Origin of the sequence: Nevskia soli DSM 19509, from assembly GCF_000711955.1 — a bacterium.
GTDB lineage: Bacteria > Pseudomonadota > Gammaproteobacteria > Nevskiales > Nevskiaceae > Nevskia > Nevskia soli.
Map to the genome: position 1 here is coordinate 80538 of NZ_KL543998.1, position 15473 is coordinate 96010.

Sequence of the window (15473 nt, forward strand, 5' to 3'; positions counted from 1 at the left end):
ATCTGCGACATCACGCCAATTCGGCGCCAGCCCTAGCTTGCCTCAGCCGGCAACTCCGCGCCACAACAATATCCCTTACTATATTGCCAGGAAATGCATCCCGAGCGCGAGCAGCACGGCGGCATAGACGGCGGCCAGCACGTCGTCGAGCATGATGCCCAGGCCGCCTTCGACACGGCGGTCGAACCAGGCGATGGGCCAGGGCTTCCAGATGTCGAACAGGCGGAACAGGACGAAGGCCGCCAGCAACCACCACCAGTCGCCATGCCCCGTCCGGCCCAGCGCCGGCAGCAAGGGGATGCAGGTGATGAGCAGGCCCACCACCTCGTCGAAGACGATGCCGCCGTAGTCGTGCACACCCAGGCGCTCGGCGCTTTCGCCGCAGATCCAGCAACCGAAGGCGAACAGCACGACCAATAACGCAAGGTAGGCCGGCAGGGACAGGTGCAGCGGCAGCAACAGCAGCCACAGGGGAATGGCGGCCACGGTGCCGGCGGTGCCCGGGGCCTTCGGCGACAGGCCGGAGCCGAACCAGAACGCCAGCAGGTGCACCGGCGAGCGGAATACCGTCGCCGCGGGCACCCGCAGGGAATTCTTGTCGCGCCTGGGCTCGCTCATGCCGGCAGCGCCGAGGCGACGATGGGCAGGCCCCACAGCCGCGAGCCTATGGTCTTCAGGTGCTGCGGCGCGCCGCTGGTGAACCACTCCACCTCGCCCGGCCCAAGCCGGTCTGCGCGCAGGTCCTCGCCGTTGCCGTCGCCTTTCAACACGTTCTCGACGCGGCGCGCCACCGCCTCACCGGTATCGAGCAGCTTCACCTCGGGGCCGACCACCTGCTGGATCAGCGGCCGCAGGAAGGGATAGTGGGTGCTGCCCAGCACCACCACGTCGGCGCCGCCGGCCAGCAGGGGCGCGGTGTAGCGCTCGACCAGCACCCGCGTTTCGGCGCTTTCCAGTTCCCCCGCCTCGACCCGCTCAGGCAGGCCGGGGCAAGGCTGGGTGATGATGCGCACGCTGCCGGCATGGCGGTCGATCAGCTTGTGCAGCTTTTCGCCCGACAGGGTGGCGACGGTGGCGAGCACGCCGACCACGCCGCTGCGGGTCAGCGCCACCGCCGGCTTCACCGCCGGCTCCATCCCGACGAAGGCATTGGAATAGTTGGCGCGCAGGTATTCCACCGCGGCGACGGTGGCGGTATTGCAGGCGACCACGACCAGCTTGGCGCCGCGCCCGAGCAGGAAATCGGTGATGGCCACCGTGCGCGCGATGATCTGCTGCTGCGATTTGCCGCCGTAGGGACAATGGCCGCTGTCGGCGACATAGATGAAGTTCTCATGCGGCAGGCGGCGCACCATTTCGCGCAACACCGACATGCCGCCGAGGCCGGAGTCGAACACTCCGATGGGCGCGTCATTCATGAAAGCCGCTCATCCAATGCCGTGATGGGAGGTTGATGGAAGTTTTATGGGAAGTGATTGTAGCCGCGCAGCTCGACCGCCAGCGTCCGACCGCCGGCATCGAGCCAGCGCAGGCCGGGCTCGCGGGTGATGCGCCCGATATGGTGGAGCGGCACATCGAGCTTGCGCCGCGCCTCTTCGAACCGCTCCGGCGGAATGCACAGGCAGAGCTCGTAGTCGTCGCCGCCGGCGGCCTGCAACTGCAGCCGCGTGGCGGCGGGCGCGAGCCGCTGGAATGCTTCGGACATGGGCAGCTTGTCGGCCTGGATCTCGGCGCCGACCCAGCTGGCCTCAAGGATGTGCTGCAGGTCGCCGGCGAGACCGTCGGACAGGTCCAGCGCAGCATGGGCCAGGCCGCGCAGGCTGCAGCCCACGCTCAGCCGCGGCGTCGGGCGGTTGAGGCGCTGCTTGAGGAATTCGCGGTCGGCATCGAAGCGGGCGCACTGGGTGGCCAGCCCGAGCTGCAGCGCCAGCGCCGCATCGCCCAGGGTGCCGGTGACGCAGACCACGTCGCCCGGCTTGGCGCAGCTGCGCCGGATGGCCTTGCCCGAAGGCACCGTGCCCATGGCGGTGATGGTGACGGAGAGCGGGCCCCGCGTGGTATCGCCGCCCACCAGGGAGATACCGGAGGGGCCGGCCAAGGCCTTGAGCCCCTGCGCGAAGGCCTCCAGCCAGGCTTCGTCTGCCTGCTCCAGGGTCAGGGCCAGCACGAACCAGCGGGGCCGTGCCCCCATCGCCGCGAGATCGGAAAGACTGACCGCGAGGGCTTTCCAGGCAATGTCGCCGGGGCGGGCCTGCGCATCGAAATGGCGTCCGGCGACCAGGGTATCGGTGGTGACGGCGAGTTCCTCGCCGGCCGGCGGCAGCAACAGCGCGCAATCGTCGCCGACCCCCAGCAGCACATCGGCGGAGGCCGGCGACAGCAACTGGAAATGCTTGCGGATCAGCGTGAACTCATCCATCCCGGTCTCCGACAGCGGCACCGCCCCATACACCCCGCCGCATCGATCATGGCCGATTCGCGGCTGGAGCCATTGTGCGCCACCGCTGCGCCCGGTGATACCGGGCCATGCGGCATCCCTGAAGCCGGCTTACAGGCCGGCGCCGATTTCGCCGCCGCGCTTGGCGCGCGCCAGCTTGTCGAGCACGCCGTTGATGAACTTGAAGCCCTCTTCGGCGCCGAACACCTTGGCCAGGTTCACCGACTCGTTGACCACCACTTTCCACGGCACCTCGGGCTTGTAGATCAGCTCGTAGGCGCCGAGCAGCAGCACCGCATGCTCGACCGGATCCAGCTGCTCCAGCGGACGGTCCAGATAGGGGGTTACCGCCTCGGTCAGTTCGGCGCGGGCCTGCACCACGCCGTGCAGCAGCTCGGCGAAGTATTCCGGATCGGCGCGCCCCAGACCTTCCGGCTGTTCGGCGAACTGGCGCAACAGTGCGTCCGGCGAGCTCTCGTTGACCAGCCACTGGTACAGCGCCTGCAGGGTGAGACGGCGCGCCAGACCGCGGCGGCTGGTGGGTGCGTTATCACTCATCGATCGCACGCATCAGTCGGACCATCTCCAGCGCCGCGGCAGCGGCTTCGTAACCCTTGTTGTCGCGTCCCGGGCCGGTGCGCTCGGTCGCCTGCTGCGGCGTATTCACGGTGAGCACGCCGAAACCCAGCGGCACGCCGTAGATCTGCGAGGCTTCGCGCAGGCCGCGCGAGCACTCGCCGGCGACGAATTCGAAGTGCGGGGTATCGCCGCGGATCACCGCACCCAGGGTGATCACCGCATCGTAGCGGCCGCTCTTCATCAGCGCAGTCGCCGCCAGCGGCAACTCGAAGGCGCCGGGGGCGCGGAATTCCTCGACGTGCTTGTCCGTCACGCCCCAGTCCGACAGGCAGCGCCGGGCGCCGGTCAGCAGGGCATTGACCACGTCCACGTTCCAGCGCGTGACCAGCAGCGCCACGCGGGTTTTCTTGAATTCGCCCTTGCCCGGCTTCGGCGGTGCGTCGTAGCCGGTCTTGCCGGGCATCTTGCTTGTTTTAGTCGGCAACTGAGTGTACTTCCCGATCAATCACAGTGAACATATTCGACGACTTCGAGATCGAAGCCGGACAAGGCATACATCTTCTTCGGCGCCGACAGCACGCGCATCTTGCGCACGCCGAGGTCGGCCAGGATCTGTGCGCCGACGCCGTAGGTGCGCAGCGACTGGCGCTCGTCCGGCTGCGCCTGCGGCACGCTGGTGGACGAGGAAGCCACGTGCGGCTGATTGAGGCCGACGATCTGCTGCACCACATCGCGCGGCGATTCCGGCTTGCGCAGCAGCACCACCACGCCGTTGCCTTCATCGGCGATACGCTTGATGGCGCGGCGCAGCGGCCAGGAGAAATCGCCGTGCTGCACGCCGAGTACATCCTGCAGCATGTTGCGCAGATGCACACGCACCAGGATCGGCTCATCGGGCTTGATCTCGCCCTTGACCAGGGCCAGGTGCACGGTCTTGCCGATGCGGTCCTCGTACACCGCCATGCGGAATTCGCCGAACTCGGTCTGCACCTGCTGCTCGGTGACGCGCTCGACGCTGTGCTCGTTGGCCAGGCGGTAGCGGATCAGGTCGGCGATGGTGCCGATGCGCAGCTCATGCTCGCGGGCGAAGGCGAACAGGTCGGCACCGCGCTTCATGGTGCCGTCGTCGTTGACGATCTCGCAGATGAAGCCGGCAGGCGAGGACAACCCCGCGAGCTTGACCAGGTCCACCGCCGCCTCGGTGTGGCCGGCGCGGGCCAGCACGCCGCCTTCGGCGCAGCGCAGCGGGAAGATATGGCCGGGGCGCGCCAGGTCGTCCGGCTTGGTCGCCGGGTCGGCCAGGGCGCGGATGGTCTTGGCGCGGTCCAGGGCCGAGATGCCGGTGGTGGTGCCGTGCTTGTAGTCCACAGAAATGGTGAAGGCGGTGCGATGGCTTTCGGTGTTCTCGGCCACCATCAGCGGCAGGCGCAACTCTTCCAGGCGCTCGCGCGTCATCGGTTGGCAGATGATGCCGCTGGAATGGCGGATGATGAAGGCGACCGCTTCCGGCGTGGCCTTCTCGGCCGCCATGATCAGATCGCCTTCGTTCTCGCGATCCTCGTCGTCCATCATGATGACCATCTTGCCGGCCTTGATGTCGGCGACGATGTCCTCGATGGAGTCGAGCTTGCGCTCGCGCTTGGCGTCGATCGATGCGATTTTGCTGCTCATGATTGACCTCTCTCTTGTATCAGGCGTTCCAGGTACCGGGCGATCAGGTCCACTTCCAGGTTGACCGGCCCGCCCACCTTCAGCCCGCCCAGCGTGGTGTGGGTCCACGTCTGCGGGATGATGTTAACGCCAAAACGGTTTTTATCCACTTCGTTGACGGTCAGGCTGATGCCGTCGATGGCGATCGAACCCTTGCGGGCGATATAGCGCGCCAGCGCCTGGGGCGCCTCGAAGGTGAGCCGCCAGGAGCGCGCGTCCTCGTGCTTTTCCACCAGGTGGCCGACGCCGTCGACATGCCCGGACATCATGTGGCCGCCAAGGGGCTTGGAGGGGGTCAGGGCGCGCTCCAGATTGACCGTCGTGCCGGCCTGCCAGGCGCCCGAGGTGGTGGCGTTGAGGGTTTCCACCGACAGGTCGGCGGTGAATCCGCCCGGCAGCAGCTGCACCGCGGTGAGGCAGACGCCGTTGACGGCGATGCTGTCGCCGGACTGCACGCCGTCCAGGTAGCCCCCGGCGGTGACGATGCGCATGCGGCGGTCGCCGCCGATCTCTTCCACGGCGTCGATACGGCCCTGGGCCTCGACAATGCCGGTAAACATCAGCATTTCTCCTTCGATTCGAGTACGGCTGTTACGCGGATGTCGTCGCCGACCAGCCGTACGTCCTTGGGCTTCAGGCGCACCCGCTGGTCCAGCCGCACCATGCCGGGCAGATGCGCCAGCGGCTGCGCATCGTGCCCGAGCAGCGAGGGCGCCAGATAAACCACGATCTCGTCTACCAGGCGTGCCTGCACGAAGGCGCCGGCCAGGCGCGGGCCGCATTCGACCAAAACCTCGTTGACCTGGCTGCGGCCCAGCGCATCCAGCGCGGAGCACAGGTCGACGTGGCCGGCGCCGTCGGCCCGCGCGGTCAGCACCTCGACACCCGGCGCGGACGGCGCGACATCGGTATCGGTGGTCAGCAGGAAACGCCGCGCGCCCTCGGCCCAGACCTTGGCGGTGAACGGCACGCGATGGTGGGTATCGAGCACGATGCGGTCCGGCTGGCGCCAGGTGCCGTCGAGGCGCACGGTGAGCTGCGGATCGTCCTCCAGCACCGTGGCGGAACTGGTCATCACCGCTCCGGCCTCGGCGCGCAGGCGGTGCACATCGGCACGGGCGGCTTCGCCGGTGATCCATTGGCTCTCGCCGGAAGCCATGGCGGTGCGCCCGTCGAGGCTGGCGGCCAGTTTCAGCGTGACCCAGGGACGGCCGCGCGTCATGCGCGAGACGAAGCCACGATTGAGTTCTGCGGCGAGCTCGCCCATGACGCCGACATGGACTTCGATGCCCGCTTCGCGCAGTTTCGCCAGCCCCTTGCCGGCCACCAGCGGATTGGGGTCCTGCATCGCCACCCATACCCGTTTCGGCTTCGCCGCGATCAAGGCGTCGACGCAGGGGGGCGTGCGGCCATGGTGGGCACAGGGCTCCAGAGTCACGTAGACCTCGGCGCCTGCGGCCTTCTCACCAGCCGCGTGCAGGGCCAGCACCTCGGCGTGCGGCTCGCCGGCGCGCAGGTGGAAGCCCTCGCCCACGATCAATCCGTCGCGGGCGATGACGCAGCCGACGCGGGGATTGGGCTGGGTGCTGGCCCTGCCCCGCTCCGCCAGGCGCAACGCGCGGGCCATGAAACTCTTGGCCAGGACTTCGTCGGCGTTGGATGACATCAGGACTTCTTCGAATTCTTCTTTTCTTCGGGAGGATCGATCAGCAGCAGCTGGTTGCGGCGCAGCTCGGCGCTGGGCAGCTTCTCCAGGCGGTCGATCTCCTCGCGGAAGGCGTTCACATCCTGGAAGCTGCGGTAGATCGAAGCGAAACGCACGTAGGCGACATGGTCGAGATCGCGCAGCTCTTCCATCACCCAGGCGCCGATGCGGCGCGACGGCACTTCGCGCTCGCCGCTGGCGCGCAGCTTGCGCATCACGTTCTCGACGGCGTGGTCGAGCGCTTCCTGCGGCACCGGCCGTTTGTACACTGCGCTCTCGAAACCGCGGCGCAGCTTGTCCTCGTCGAAGGGCTGCGGCTTGCCGCTGCTCTTGAGCACGAAAGGCATCGACAGCTGGGCTTTTTCGAAGGTGCTGAAACGGTTGCCGCAATGCGGACATTCACGCCGGCGGCGTACCTGAGTGCCCTCCTCGTACAGGCGCGAGTCGATGACGCGGGTGTCGGGCGCCTTGCAGAAAGGACATTGCATGGGCTGACGCTCCGCGTCAGCAGTGATTAGTGGTTAGTGACCAGTGGCTAGTAAAAAGCACGGAGCTTTTCACTGACCACTGACCACTGATCACTAACCACTGCTTCATGCGGCCTTCTTCGCCGCCAGATACACCGGGTAGTTCGCGCACAACTCGCCGACATGCCCACGCACGCGGGCGATGGTGTCTTCCACGTCCTTGCCATTGGCCATGGCATCGAGGATATCGGCGATCCAGCTGGCCACTTCGGCCATCTGCATCTCCTTGAAGCCACGGGTGGTGCTGGCCGGGCTGCCGATGCGCAGGCCCGAGGTGACCATGGCCGAGCGCGGGTCGTTGGGTACCGCGTTCTTGTTCACCGTGATGTGGGCCTGGCCCAGGGCGGCTTCGGCGTCCTTGCCGGTGACGCTGGTGGCGGACAGGTCGAGCAGGAACAGGTGGTCGTCGGTGCCGCCGGAGACGACCTTGTAGCCGCGGTCGAGGAAGACCTTGGCCATGGCGCGGGCGTTGGTGATGACCTGCTGCTGGTATTGCTTGAAGTCCGGGGCCAGGGCTTCCTTGAAGGCGACGGCCTTGGCGGCGATGACGTGCATCAGGGGGCCGCCCTGGATACCGGGGAAGACGGCGGAGTTGAATTTCCTGGTGAATTCTTCCGGCTGGCCCTTGGCCAGGATGATGCCGCCACGGGGACCGCGCAGGGTCTTGTGGGTGGTGCTGGTGATGACGTGGGCGTGCGGCAGGGGGCTGGGGTACAGGCCGGCGGCGACGAGGCCGGCGATGTGGGCCATGTCGACCCAGAACCAGGCGCCGATCTTGTCGGCGATGGCGCGCATGCGGACCCAGTCCTTGACCCTGGAATAGGCGGAGAAGCCGCCGATGAGCATCTTGGGCTTGTGCTCGAGGGCGATCCGCTCCATTTCGTCGTAGTTGATCAGGCCGGTTTCGGGATCCAAGCCGTAGGCGACGACCTTGTAGTTCTTGCCGGAGAAGTTGGCGGGGTGGCCATGAGTCAGGTGACCGCCGTGGGCGAGGTTCATGCCCATGATGGTGTCGCCGGGGGAGACCAGGGCGGCAAAGACGGCGGCGTTGGCCTGGGCGCCGGAATGGGGCTGGACGTTGGCGTAGTCGCAGTCGAAGACCTGCTTGATGCGCTCCAGGGCCAGGGTTTCGGCGACATCGACATGCTCGCAACCGCCGTAGTAACGCTTGCCGGGGTAGCCTTCGGCGTATTTGTTGGTCAGCACCGAGCCCTGCGCTTCCATCACGGCCGGGCTGGCGTAGTTCTCGGAAGCGATCAGTTCGATATGCGCTTCCTGGCGGGCGCGTTCGGCTTCAATGACGCGGTACAGTTCCGGATCGGCTTGGGCGAGGCTTTTGGCGTTGGTCCACATGGGCTCGAAAGATTCCTTAAGTTATTGTCATTCCGAGCGAAGCGAAGAATCTGGCCGGCATCCCACTGCTCCCGGGAGATCCTTCGCTGCGCTCAGGATGGTTGATTGATCGCCTACGGCATCAATCAACCACTTCCAGCATCAAATCCAGCGCCGCCCGTGCCGGTTTGGCGATCTCCTGCGGCACGCGGATGCGATTCACCACCTGGCCGGCGATGAGGTTGTCCAGCGTCCAGGCCAGGTGCTGCGGGTCGGTGCGGAACATGGTGGAGCACATGCACACCATCGGCGACATGAACTGCACCGTCACGCCCTTGGGCTTCATCTCGTCCTTGAGGCGGTTGACCAGGTTCAGCTCGGTGCCGATCAGCCAGTGGCTGCCCGCCTCGGCGGCACGCACGGTACGCAGGATGTATTCGGTGGAGCCGACATAGTCGGAGTTTTCGCACACCTCGAAAGCGTTTTCCGGGTGGCTGATGACCTTGCCCCGCGGCACTTCGCGGCGGAATTTCTCGATATGCGCCGGATGGAACATCTGGTGCACCGAGCAGAAGCCCTTCCACAGGATGATCTTGGCCTTGCGGATTTCCTCGACGGTGAGGCCGCCCATCGGCTTGGTGAAATCCCACAGGACCATTTCGTCCAGCGGAATGCCCATGCGGTAGCCGGTGTTGCGCCCCAGGTGCTGGTCCGGGAAGAACAGCACCTTCTCGCGCCGGGAGAAGGACCATTCCAGCACGCCGCGGGCGTTGGACGAGGTGCAGACGATGCCGCCGTGGCTGCCGCAGAAGGCTTTCAGGTCGGCGGCCGAGTTGATATAGGTGACCGGGGTGACTTTTTCATCCGGATCAAGTACTTCGGAGATTTCGCTCCAGCACTTCCTGACCTTGATGAGATTGGCCATGTCGGCCATGGAGCAACCCGCGGCCAGGTCCGGCAGGATCACGTTGCGCTGGCCGTCGGTGACGATGTCGGCCACTTCGGCCATGAAGTGCACGCCGCAGAAGATGATGAATTCCGCCTCGGTCTTCGCCGCCAGCTGCGACAGTTTCAGGGAATCTCCTGTGAAATCAGCGTGTTTGAACACCTCATCACGCTGATAATGGTGGCCCAGGATGGCCAGCCGCTTGCCCAGGATGCTTTTCGCGGCGCGGATGCGCGCGTCGCAGTCCTCGTCGGCAAGGAGATTGAATTGATCGATTTTCAAGGCGGCAGACATGGCCTACTGTCCTCGACGCCGGGGGCGCCGATAGTGGCTGGAGGTCGCCATTTTAACCGATCGGGCCGGCTCCGCCGGCCCGATCGGAACTCCCAATCCCTACTGGGTCTGCTGAATGGGATTCACCACCACCTGGGCGAACTTCTGGGGTACGTTGCTGGCCGTGCTATTGAGCGCTTGAATGGTGACCGAGCCCTGCGACACGCCCAGGACTTGGCCGGCCGTAAGGCCGCTGCTGCTGATCGAAGCCACCCCCGGATTGGAACTAGTCCAGGTGGTCTGGCGAGTCACTTCCTGGGTGATCGGGACTTCGGTTCCACCCGGCCCCGGCTGGACGCCGCCAAAGGTTCCGATAGCGTGGAATCGCACGGGCGTCTGGCTGCCAGCCGTCACAGATGCGGTCGGCTGAGTGGTCGGGCAAGCCTGAATCTGGGTGAATTGGTCGGTCCAGCAGATTGTAATCGCACTCAACTGCACTGTGCGTGTGGTGATCGAAACGGATGGTGCGGTGAGTCCCGCTCCAGCCCCGGCAAAGGTTGCAGAAACGAAGATCCCGCCCGGCGCCAGGGCATTGAGGATATTGCTGGAGAACGCAGCGGCGGTGGATCCGGTCGGCTGCAGCGTCAGCGTCGATTGCGCGGTAATGTCCTGCACGTCGCCATTTGCCAGATTGCCTGCGACGACAAATTCCTCGGTATTACCGACGATCAAGGCCGGTAGAGGATTACTCGCTGATACAGGCTGGGTCGCATCAGGCTGCAGGAATTCAGGCTGCAGGTTAATGCTCTGCACATGCTGCACGGTGAAAGGAATCGCCTTGCTCTGATCGGTGATGCTGGTCAGATTGCAGGGAGCGAAGCTCGCGATCGGCACCAATGGCCCGCCGGGATTGAGTGCATTTAGCATCGCAGTGGTACTGCTTATCGTGGCGACGTTGTCGTTGGCCGTCTGGAATCCAAGCGTGGCGAACTTGGTAATGTCAGTCTCCACCCCGTCGAGGACGGCGGTCACCGCCAGTTGCAACGATGTACCCGATCCCATGCTGAAGCCGGTGGAGGCGTCGGTGCTGTTGAGGTTGTAACGATTAAGGGGAACGTAGTTGCTTTCAAGGATGCCCTTGACGGTGATGTCCTGCGGAGTGCCGACGCTGACCGCCAATTGCGACACGATGCCGAAATAATCCGCCGTGATGATGGCATTGCCCGGTCCGGCCGGAACCAGCGTGCCCGCGCTATAGAACCCGCGGCCGTCCCCGACCGGAATGTCGCCATTGCTGACCATCACCGCGCCGGGATTGGAACTGGTCCATTTCACCCGCCCCGTGAAATCACCGACAGAATTATCGTTGAAAAAGATCAGCGCACTGACTCCACTGGTCAGGCATTGATACATGCGCAGGGTATTTATCTGGTTCACGGTGCCGGGAGTCGCAATCTCCGCCCTTTGCGGCGCATTTCCCGAACCGACCGCGCCGCTACAGGCGGCAAGACCCGTCCCCGCCGCAACAACGGCACCGGCGAGCAGGGTGCGGATCAGGGAACTGAGGGGACCGCGGAACGACAGGTTCATTCACGAATCTCGATTGGAGCAGGCCTTAGGCCGCTGACGGGGCCGTGGCCGGCTGCAGGGTACTGCGGATCGACAGCTCGCGCAGCTGACGCGCATCCACCGTGCCGGGGGCATTGGTGAGCGGGTCGTGCGCGGTCTGCGTCTTGGGGAAGGCGATCACTTCACGGATCGAATTGGCGCCGGTCATCAGCATGACCAGGCGGTCCAGGCCCAGCGCGATGCCGCCGTGCGGCGGCGCGCCGAAACGCAGCGCCTCGAGCAGGAAGCCGAACTTCTCCTGGGCTTCCTCGTCGCTGATGCCGAGCAGGCGGAATACCGCCTGCTGGATGTCGGCGCGGTGGATACGCACCGAACCACCGCCGATTTCGATGCCGTTGAGGACCAGATCATAACCCTGGGACAGGACGCCGCCCGGATCGTTCTCGACCATCGCCGCATCGAAGATCTTGGGTGCGGTGAAGGGGTGATGCAGCGCCACCCAGCGGTCTTCCTTGTCGTCTTTCTCGAACATGGGCCAGTCGATCACCCACATCGCGGCCCAGCCCGGCTTGGTGAAGCCGAGGTCGGCGCCCAGCTTGATGCGCAGGGCGCCCAGCGCATCGCATACCACCTTGTACTTGTCGGCGCCGAAGAAGATCAGGTCGCCGTCCTCAGCGCCGGTGCGCTCGAGGATGCCGGCGAGCGCGGCGTCGCTGAGGTTCTTGACGATCGGCGACTGCAGGCCGTCGCGGCCCTTGGACTTTTCGTTGACCTTGATCCAGGCCAGGCCGCGGGCGCCGAACTGGCCGACCAGCGCGGTGTAGGCGTCGATCTCGGAGCGTGAAATCTTGGCGCCGCCGGGCACGCGCAGGGCGGTGACGCGGCACTTGGGGTCCTTCGCCGGGGCGGCGAAGACCTTGAAGTCGCTGTCGGCCACCAGATCCTTGATCTCGACCAGCTCCAGCGGGTTGCGCAGGTCCGGCTTGTCCGAACCGAAGCGCCCCATGGCGTCGGCATAACTCATGTGCGGCAGGGTGCCGAGATCGACCTTGAGCACTTCCAGGAACAGCTCGCGCACCATGCTCTCGATCATCGCCATGATCTGTTCCATGGTCAGGAACGAGGTCTCGACGTCGAGCTGGGTGAATTCGGGCTGGCGGTCGGCGCGCAGATCCTCGTCGCGGAAACAGCGCGCGATCTGGTAGTAGCGGTCCAGACCGCCCACCATCAGCAGCTGCTTGAACAACTGCGGCGACTGCGGCAGGGCGAAGAAATGGCCCGGGTGGGTACGGCTCGGCACCAGGTAATCGCGCGCACCTTCCGGCGTGGCGCGGGTCAAGATCGGCGTTTCCACGTCGATGAAGCCCTGCGCGTCCATATAGTTGCGGATGCGGCGGATCACGTCGTGGCGCAGGCGCAGGTTCTGCTGCATCAGCGGACGGCGCAGATCGATGTAGCGGTATTTGAGGCGCGCTTCCTCGCCCACGGTATCGTCGTCGAGCTGGAACGGCGGCGTCTCGGCCTTGTTCAGCAACTCGATCTGCTGCCCCAGCACCTCGATCTTGCCGGTGTTGAGGTTGGGGTTCTCGGTGCCGGCCGGACGCGCGCGCACCTTGCCGGTGATGCGCACCACGTATTCGCTGCGCAGGCGCTCGGCCTGGGCGAACACTTCCGCGGCGTCGGGATCGAACACGATCTGCAGCAGGCCTTCGCGGTCGCGCAGGTCGATGAAAATCACGCCGCCATGGTCGCGGCGACGGTGCACCCAGCCGCAGACATGGACGATCTGACCGGTCAGGGATTCGGTCACCTGACCACAATAATGAGTACGCATCTTCGAAGGAATCGTAAAGGAACAAGCAAAGGTGAATTGTAGCCTTGCGGGCGCCCGCCCGTGTAGCCGGAAAGCGTCCGACCGGGCCGGCTAACCCCCGGTCAACACACAAATTTACAAATCTAAAGGGTGGAGCTGGCCGGCGGCAGGGTCGGCGCATTGGCCGGCGCAGGCTGGCCCGGGGTGACCACTCCGAGCGAGATGATGTAGCGCATGCCCTCTTCCACGCTCATGTCCAGCACCACCACCTCGTCCCGGCTGGCCTGCATGATGAAGCCCGAAGTGGGATTGGGCGTGGTCGGGATGAAAACAGTGACCATGTCGACCCCGGTCTTTTCCCGGGCCTCCTGCAATGGTTCTCCTGCCTGGAAGCCGACCGACCACAGCCCCTTGCGCGGCCATTCGATCAGTACGACCTTGCGGAAGGCGCTGGAATTCTCGGAAAACAGGGTTTCGGCCAGCTTCTTGGTGCCGCCGTATAGCGAGCGGACCAGGGGGATATGGTTGAGCAGGCGCTCGGCCCAGGCCAGGAACTGGCCGCCGCGGTAGTTCGCCGCCACCACCCCGGTACCCAGCAGCACCGCCGCGGTGAGCAGCACGCCCGATCCCGGAAAGCGCCAGGACCGCGGCAGCAGGAAGCTGGAATCCAGGGCGTTGTAGATCAGGCTGAGCACGAACAGCGTGGCGCCAAGGGGCACCCACACCATCAGCCCGGCCAGGATCCACTTGCGGATCATGTGGTCGGGGCTGCCGCCGGCTTGGGGGGAGCGGCGGCAGGCTTGTCGCCGCCGCCCTTGCCGTCGCTGCTCTTGGTTTCGGCTGGCTTGCTCTCGGCGGCCTTGGCCGGCTCGGCACTGCCCTTGCCCGCCGACGCAGCCGCCGCCTTGGCGCCATCGGCCGAGGCCGATTCGCTGCTGGCGCCGACCAGATTGCGCTTGTCGCCGGACTTGAAGTCGGTTTCATACCAGCCGCCGCCCTTGAGGCGGAAGCCGGCTGCGGAAATCTGCTTGGTCAGTCCCTCGGTATTGCACTTGGGACAGGTGGTCGCCGGCGGATCGGAAATCTTCTGCAGGATTTCCGTCGTGGCGCCGCAATTGGTGCAAACGTATTCGTAAAACGGCATTGAGTGCCTCCAGTCGGCTATTTTAGCCTGTTTTAGGCGCCAATCCCCTAAATTCAAGACATGGCTCGCGCACCCGTTTCAATGCGCCTTCGCCAGCCGCAGCAGACTGCCATTGTGATCCTCGCTGATCAGCACGCTGCCGTCGTCCATCTGCCATAAGGAAACCGGCGAACCCTGCGGATGGACGCCCTCGGCATAATCCCAACCGGCCACCACGTCCTCCGGCTGCCCTTGCGGCTTGCCCTGCCCGTCCAGCGCCAGGCTGACGATGCGATGGCCCCTGGCGCGGTAGCCGTGATAGGCGATAAGGAGGCGCCCGTCGAGGCCAGGCAGGCCCTTACCCCGGTACAACAGCATCCCCAGCGGCGCCGCATGGGGCGGCAGCAGCAGAGTGGGCGGATGCTTCGCGGCGCAATCCGCCTTGGGATATTCGGGACCGGGGAGCCGGTCGTCGTAGCAATACGGCCAGCCGTAATCGGCGCCCTGCTCGATCCGGTTCAGGGGCTCGTGCGGCAAATCCTCGTCCGACAACGCAGGATCGGCGCGATTGATGTAGTCGCGGGCATTGCTCGCGGCCAGCAACTGTCCACCCGGCAGCACCGCCAGGGCCATGCTGTTGCGCAGTCCGCTGGCGTAGGGCTTGACGGTAGCGGCGTCCACTGCGGTGTCGCCCGGAACCAGGCGCAGGATGGTGCCGCGCGGGGTAGCCGCGACCGTTTCCGGACAAGGCTGCGCGGCATCCGGCGCGGTGCCGTCCGCCTTTTCACAATGGTCGGTGGCGGAGCCCACATTGATGAACAGGGCGCCGTCCGCCGCCACCGCCAGGGCGGCCAGGGGATGGCGACCGGTATCGGGCAGGCCGATGACGACGTCCCGCACGGTCCCTGCGGGATCGGCCGCCTTCGGGTCGAAACGGATCACCTTGCCCAGAACCCCGACATAAAGGCTGCCGCCGGGGCCCGGCGCCAGGCCGTTCGGCTCATCCAGGCCGCTGAGCACCACCTGTGGCTTGCCGCGACCGGCTTGCGGCAGCCGCAGGATGCGGCCGCGCTTCTTGTGCCAACCGCCCATGTCGGCCAGGTAAACATCCGTACCCAGCGCGACGACTCCACGGGCAAAGCCCAGGCGGGTGGCTACCAGGCCGACGCACAGGCCGGGTGCGGCTTTCAGGTCGGTTCGCGGAAAGCCGTCGCAGTCGCCGGCCGTGGCGTACTGCCCGGCGGGTGCCGCTCCCCTGGAAGCGCTCGCCGCGAGTGCCAGCAGCAAACCGGCGGCAATCCCCAGCCGGCGCAACATCCCTGTTTTGATCACCGCATCGGTCCTCGTCGCGTGGTCGGTATGGGCCCGTGCATGGAGCGCGGGCCTTTCGAGTGAGCGGAGCTTAGCAGCCGTTTCGGCGCAGGGGTCATCCTGCTTGCTCGCGGAGGTTCGAGGGCCG

The 15473-nt window shown here is 65.8% G+C and carries 15 protein-coding genes and 1 pseudogene; all 16 read right to left on the reverse strand.

The genetic code is table 11. The features are described 5' to 3' along the window. Positions 1 to 78: 78 nt before the first annotated feature. Complete coding sequence (locus tag BP26_RS0122900) at positions 79 to 618, reverse strand: phosphatidylglycerophosphatase A family protein (RefSeq protein WP_036517763.1); 540 nt, start codon at positions 616 to 618, stop codon at positions 79 to 81. Beyond that, entirely contained in the window at positions 615 to 1418 is an 804-nt protein-coding gene (murI, locus tag BP26_RS0122905) for a glutamate racemase (RefSeq protein ID WP_029922878.1), read from the reverse strand. The genes BP26_RS0122900 and murI overlap by 4 nt, the downstream gene beginning before the upstream one ends. Before the next feature lie 44 nt (positions 1419 to 1462). Further along, positions 1463 to 2419: a thiamine-phosphate kinase gene (gene thiL, locus BP26_RS0122910; protein WP_029922879.1), complete on the reverse strand. Its 957-nt coding sequence runs from the start codon at positions 2417 to 2419 to the stop codon at positions 1463 to 1465. A 129-nt stretch (positions 2420 to 2548) separates the two neighbouring features. Further along, entirely contained in the window at positions 2549 to 2995 is a 447-nt protein-coding gene (gene nusB / locus BP26_RS0122915; protein WP_029922880.1) for a transcription antitermination factor NusB, read from the reverse strand. After that, positions 2988 to 3479, reverse strand: a complete 492-nt coding sequence (ribH, locus tag BP26_RS0122920; RefSeq protein ID WP_036517766.1) for a 6,7-dimethyl-8-ribityllumazine synthase — start codon at positions 3477 to 3479, stop codon at positions 2988 to 2990. The genes nusB and ribH overlap by 8 nt, the downstream gene beginning before the upstream one ends. 38 nt (positions 3480 to 3517) lie before the next feature. Then, the gene (gene ribB / locus BP26_RS0122925; protein ID WP_051749319.1) at positions 3518 to 4687 is read right to left on the reverse strand and encodes a 3,4-dihydroxy-2-butanone-4-phosphate synthase; all 1170 of its coding nucleotides are present in this window, start codon (positions 4685 to 4687) and stop codon (positions 3518 to 3520) included. Continuing rightward, positions 4684 to 5286: a riboflavin synthase gene (locus BP26_RS0122930; protein ID WP_029922883.1), complete on the reverse strand. Its 603-nt coding sequence runs from the start codon at positions 5284 to 5286 to the stop codon at positions 4684 to 4686. The genes ribB and BP26_RS0122930 overlap by 4 nt, the downstream gene beginning before the upstream one ends. After that, on the reverse strand, positions 5286 to 6392 hold the full coding sequence (ribD, locus tag BP26_RS0122935; RefSeq protein ID WP_029922884.1) for a bifunctional diaminohydroxyphosphoribosylaminopyrimidine deaminase/5-amino-6-(5-phosphoribosylamino)uracil reductase RibD: 1107 nt from the start codon (positions 6390 to 6392) through the stop codon (positions 5286 to 5288). Before ribD ends, BP26_RS0122930 begins: the two co-directional genes overlap by 1 nt. After that, positions 6392 to 6919, reverse strand: a complete 528-nt coding sequence (gene nrdR / locus BP26_RS0122940) for a transcriptional regulator NrdR (RefSeq protein ID WP_029922885.1) — start codon at positions 6917 to 6919, stop codon at positions 6392 to 6394. Before nrdR ends, ribD begins: the two co-directional genes overlap by 1 nt. 105 nt (positions 6920 to 7024) lie before the next feature. Next, complete coding sequence (glyA, locus tag BP26_RS0122945) at positions 7025 to 8311, reverse strand: serine hydroxymethyltransferase (RefSeq protein ID WP_029922886.1); 1287 nt, start codon at positions 8309 to 8311, stop codon at positions 7025 to 7027. 121 nt (positions 8312 to 8432) lie between these two features. Beyond that, the gene (gene nadA, locus BP26_RS0122950; protein ID WP_029922887.1) at positions 8433 to 9530 is read right to left on the reverse strand and encodes a quinolinate synthase NadA; all 1098 of its coding nucleotides are present in this window, start codon (positions 9528 to 9530) and stop codon (positions 8433 to 8435) included. Between the two features lie 99 nt (positions 9531 to 9629). Then, the gene (locus BP26_RS0122955) at positions 9630 to 11099 is read right to left on the reverse strand and encodes an Ig-like domain-containing protein (RefSeq protein ID WP_029922888.1); all 1470 of its coding nucleotides are present in this window, start codon (positions 11097 to 11099) and stop codon (positions 9630 to 9632) included. A 25-nt stretch (positions 11100 to 11124) separates the two neighbouring features. Further along, positions 11125 to 12912 (reverse strand): aspartate--tRNA ligase, encoded by a 1788-nt coding sequence (aspS, locus tag BP26_RS0122960; protein ID WP_029922889.1) that lies wholly within the window; start codon positions 12910 to 12912, stop codon positions 11125 to 11127. 122 nt (positions 12913 to 13034) lie between these two features. After that, entirely contained in the window at positions 13035 to 13649 is a 615-nt protein-coding gene (locus BP26_RS0122965) for a DUF502 domain-containing protein (RefSeq protein ID WP_029922890.1), read from the reverse strand. Positions 13650 to 13744: 95 nt separating this feature from the next. Further along, positions 13745 to 14035: pseudogene (locus BP26_RS0122970) on the reverse strand (FmdB family zinc ribbon protein); the annotation flags it as partial. A 78-nt stretch (positions 14036 to 14113) separates the two neighbouring features. After that, the gene (locus BP26_RS0122975) at positions 14114 to 15346 is read right to left on the reverse strand and encodes a PQQ-dependent sugar dehydrogenase (RefSeq protein WP_157572720.1); all 1233 of its coding nucleotides are present in this window, start codon (positions 15344 to 15346) and stop codon (positions 14114 to 14116) included. Between the last annotated feature and the right edge of the window lie 127 nt (positions 15347 to 15473).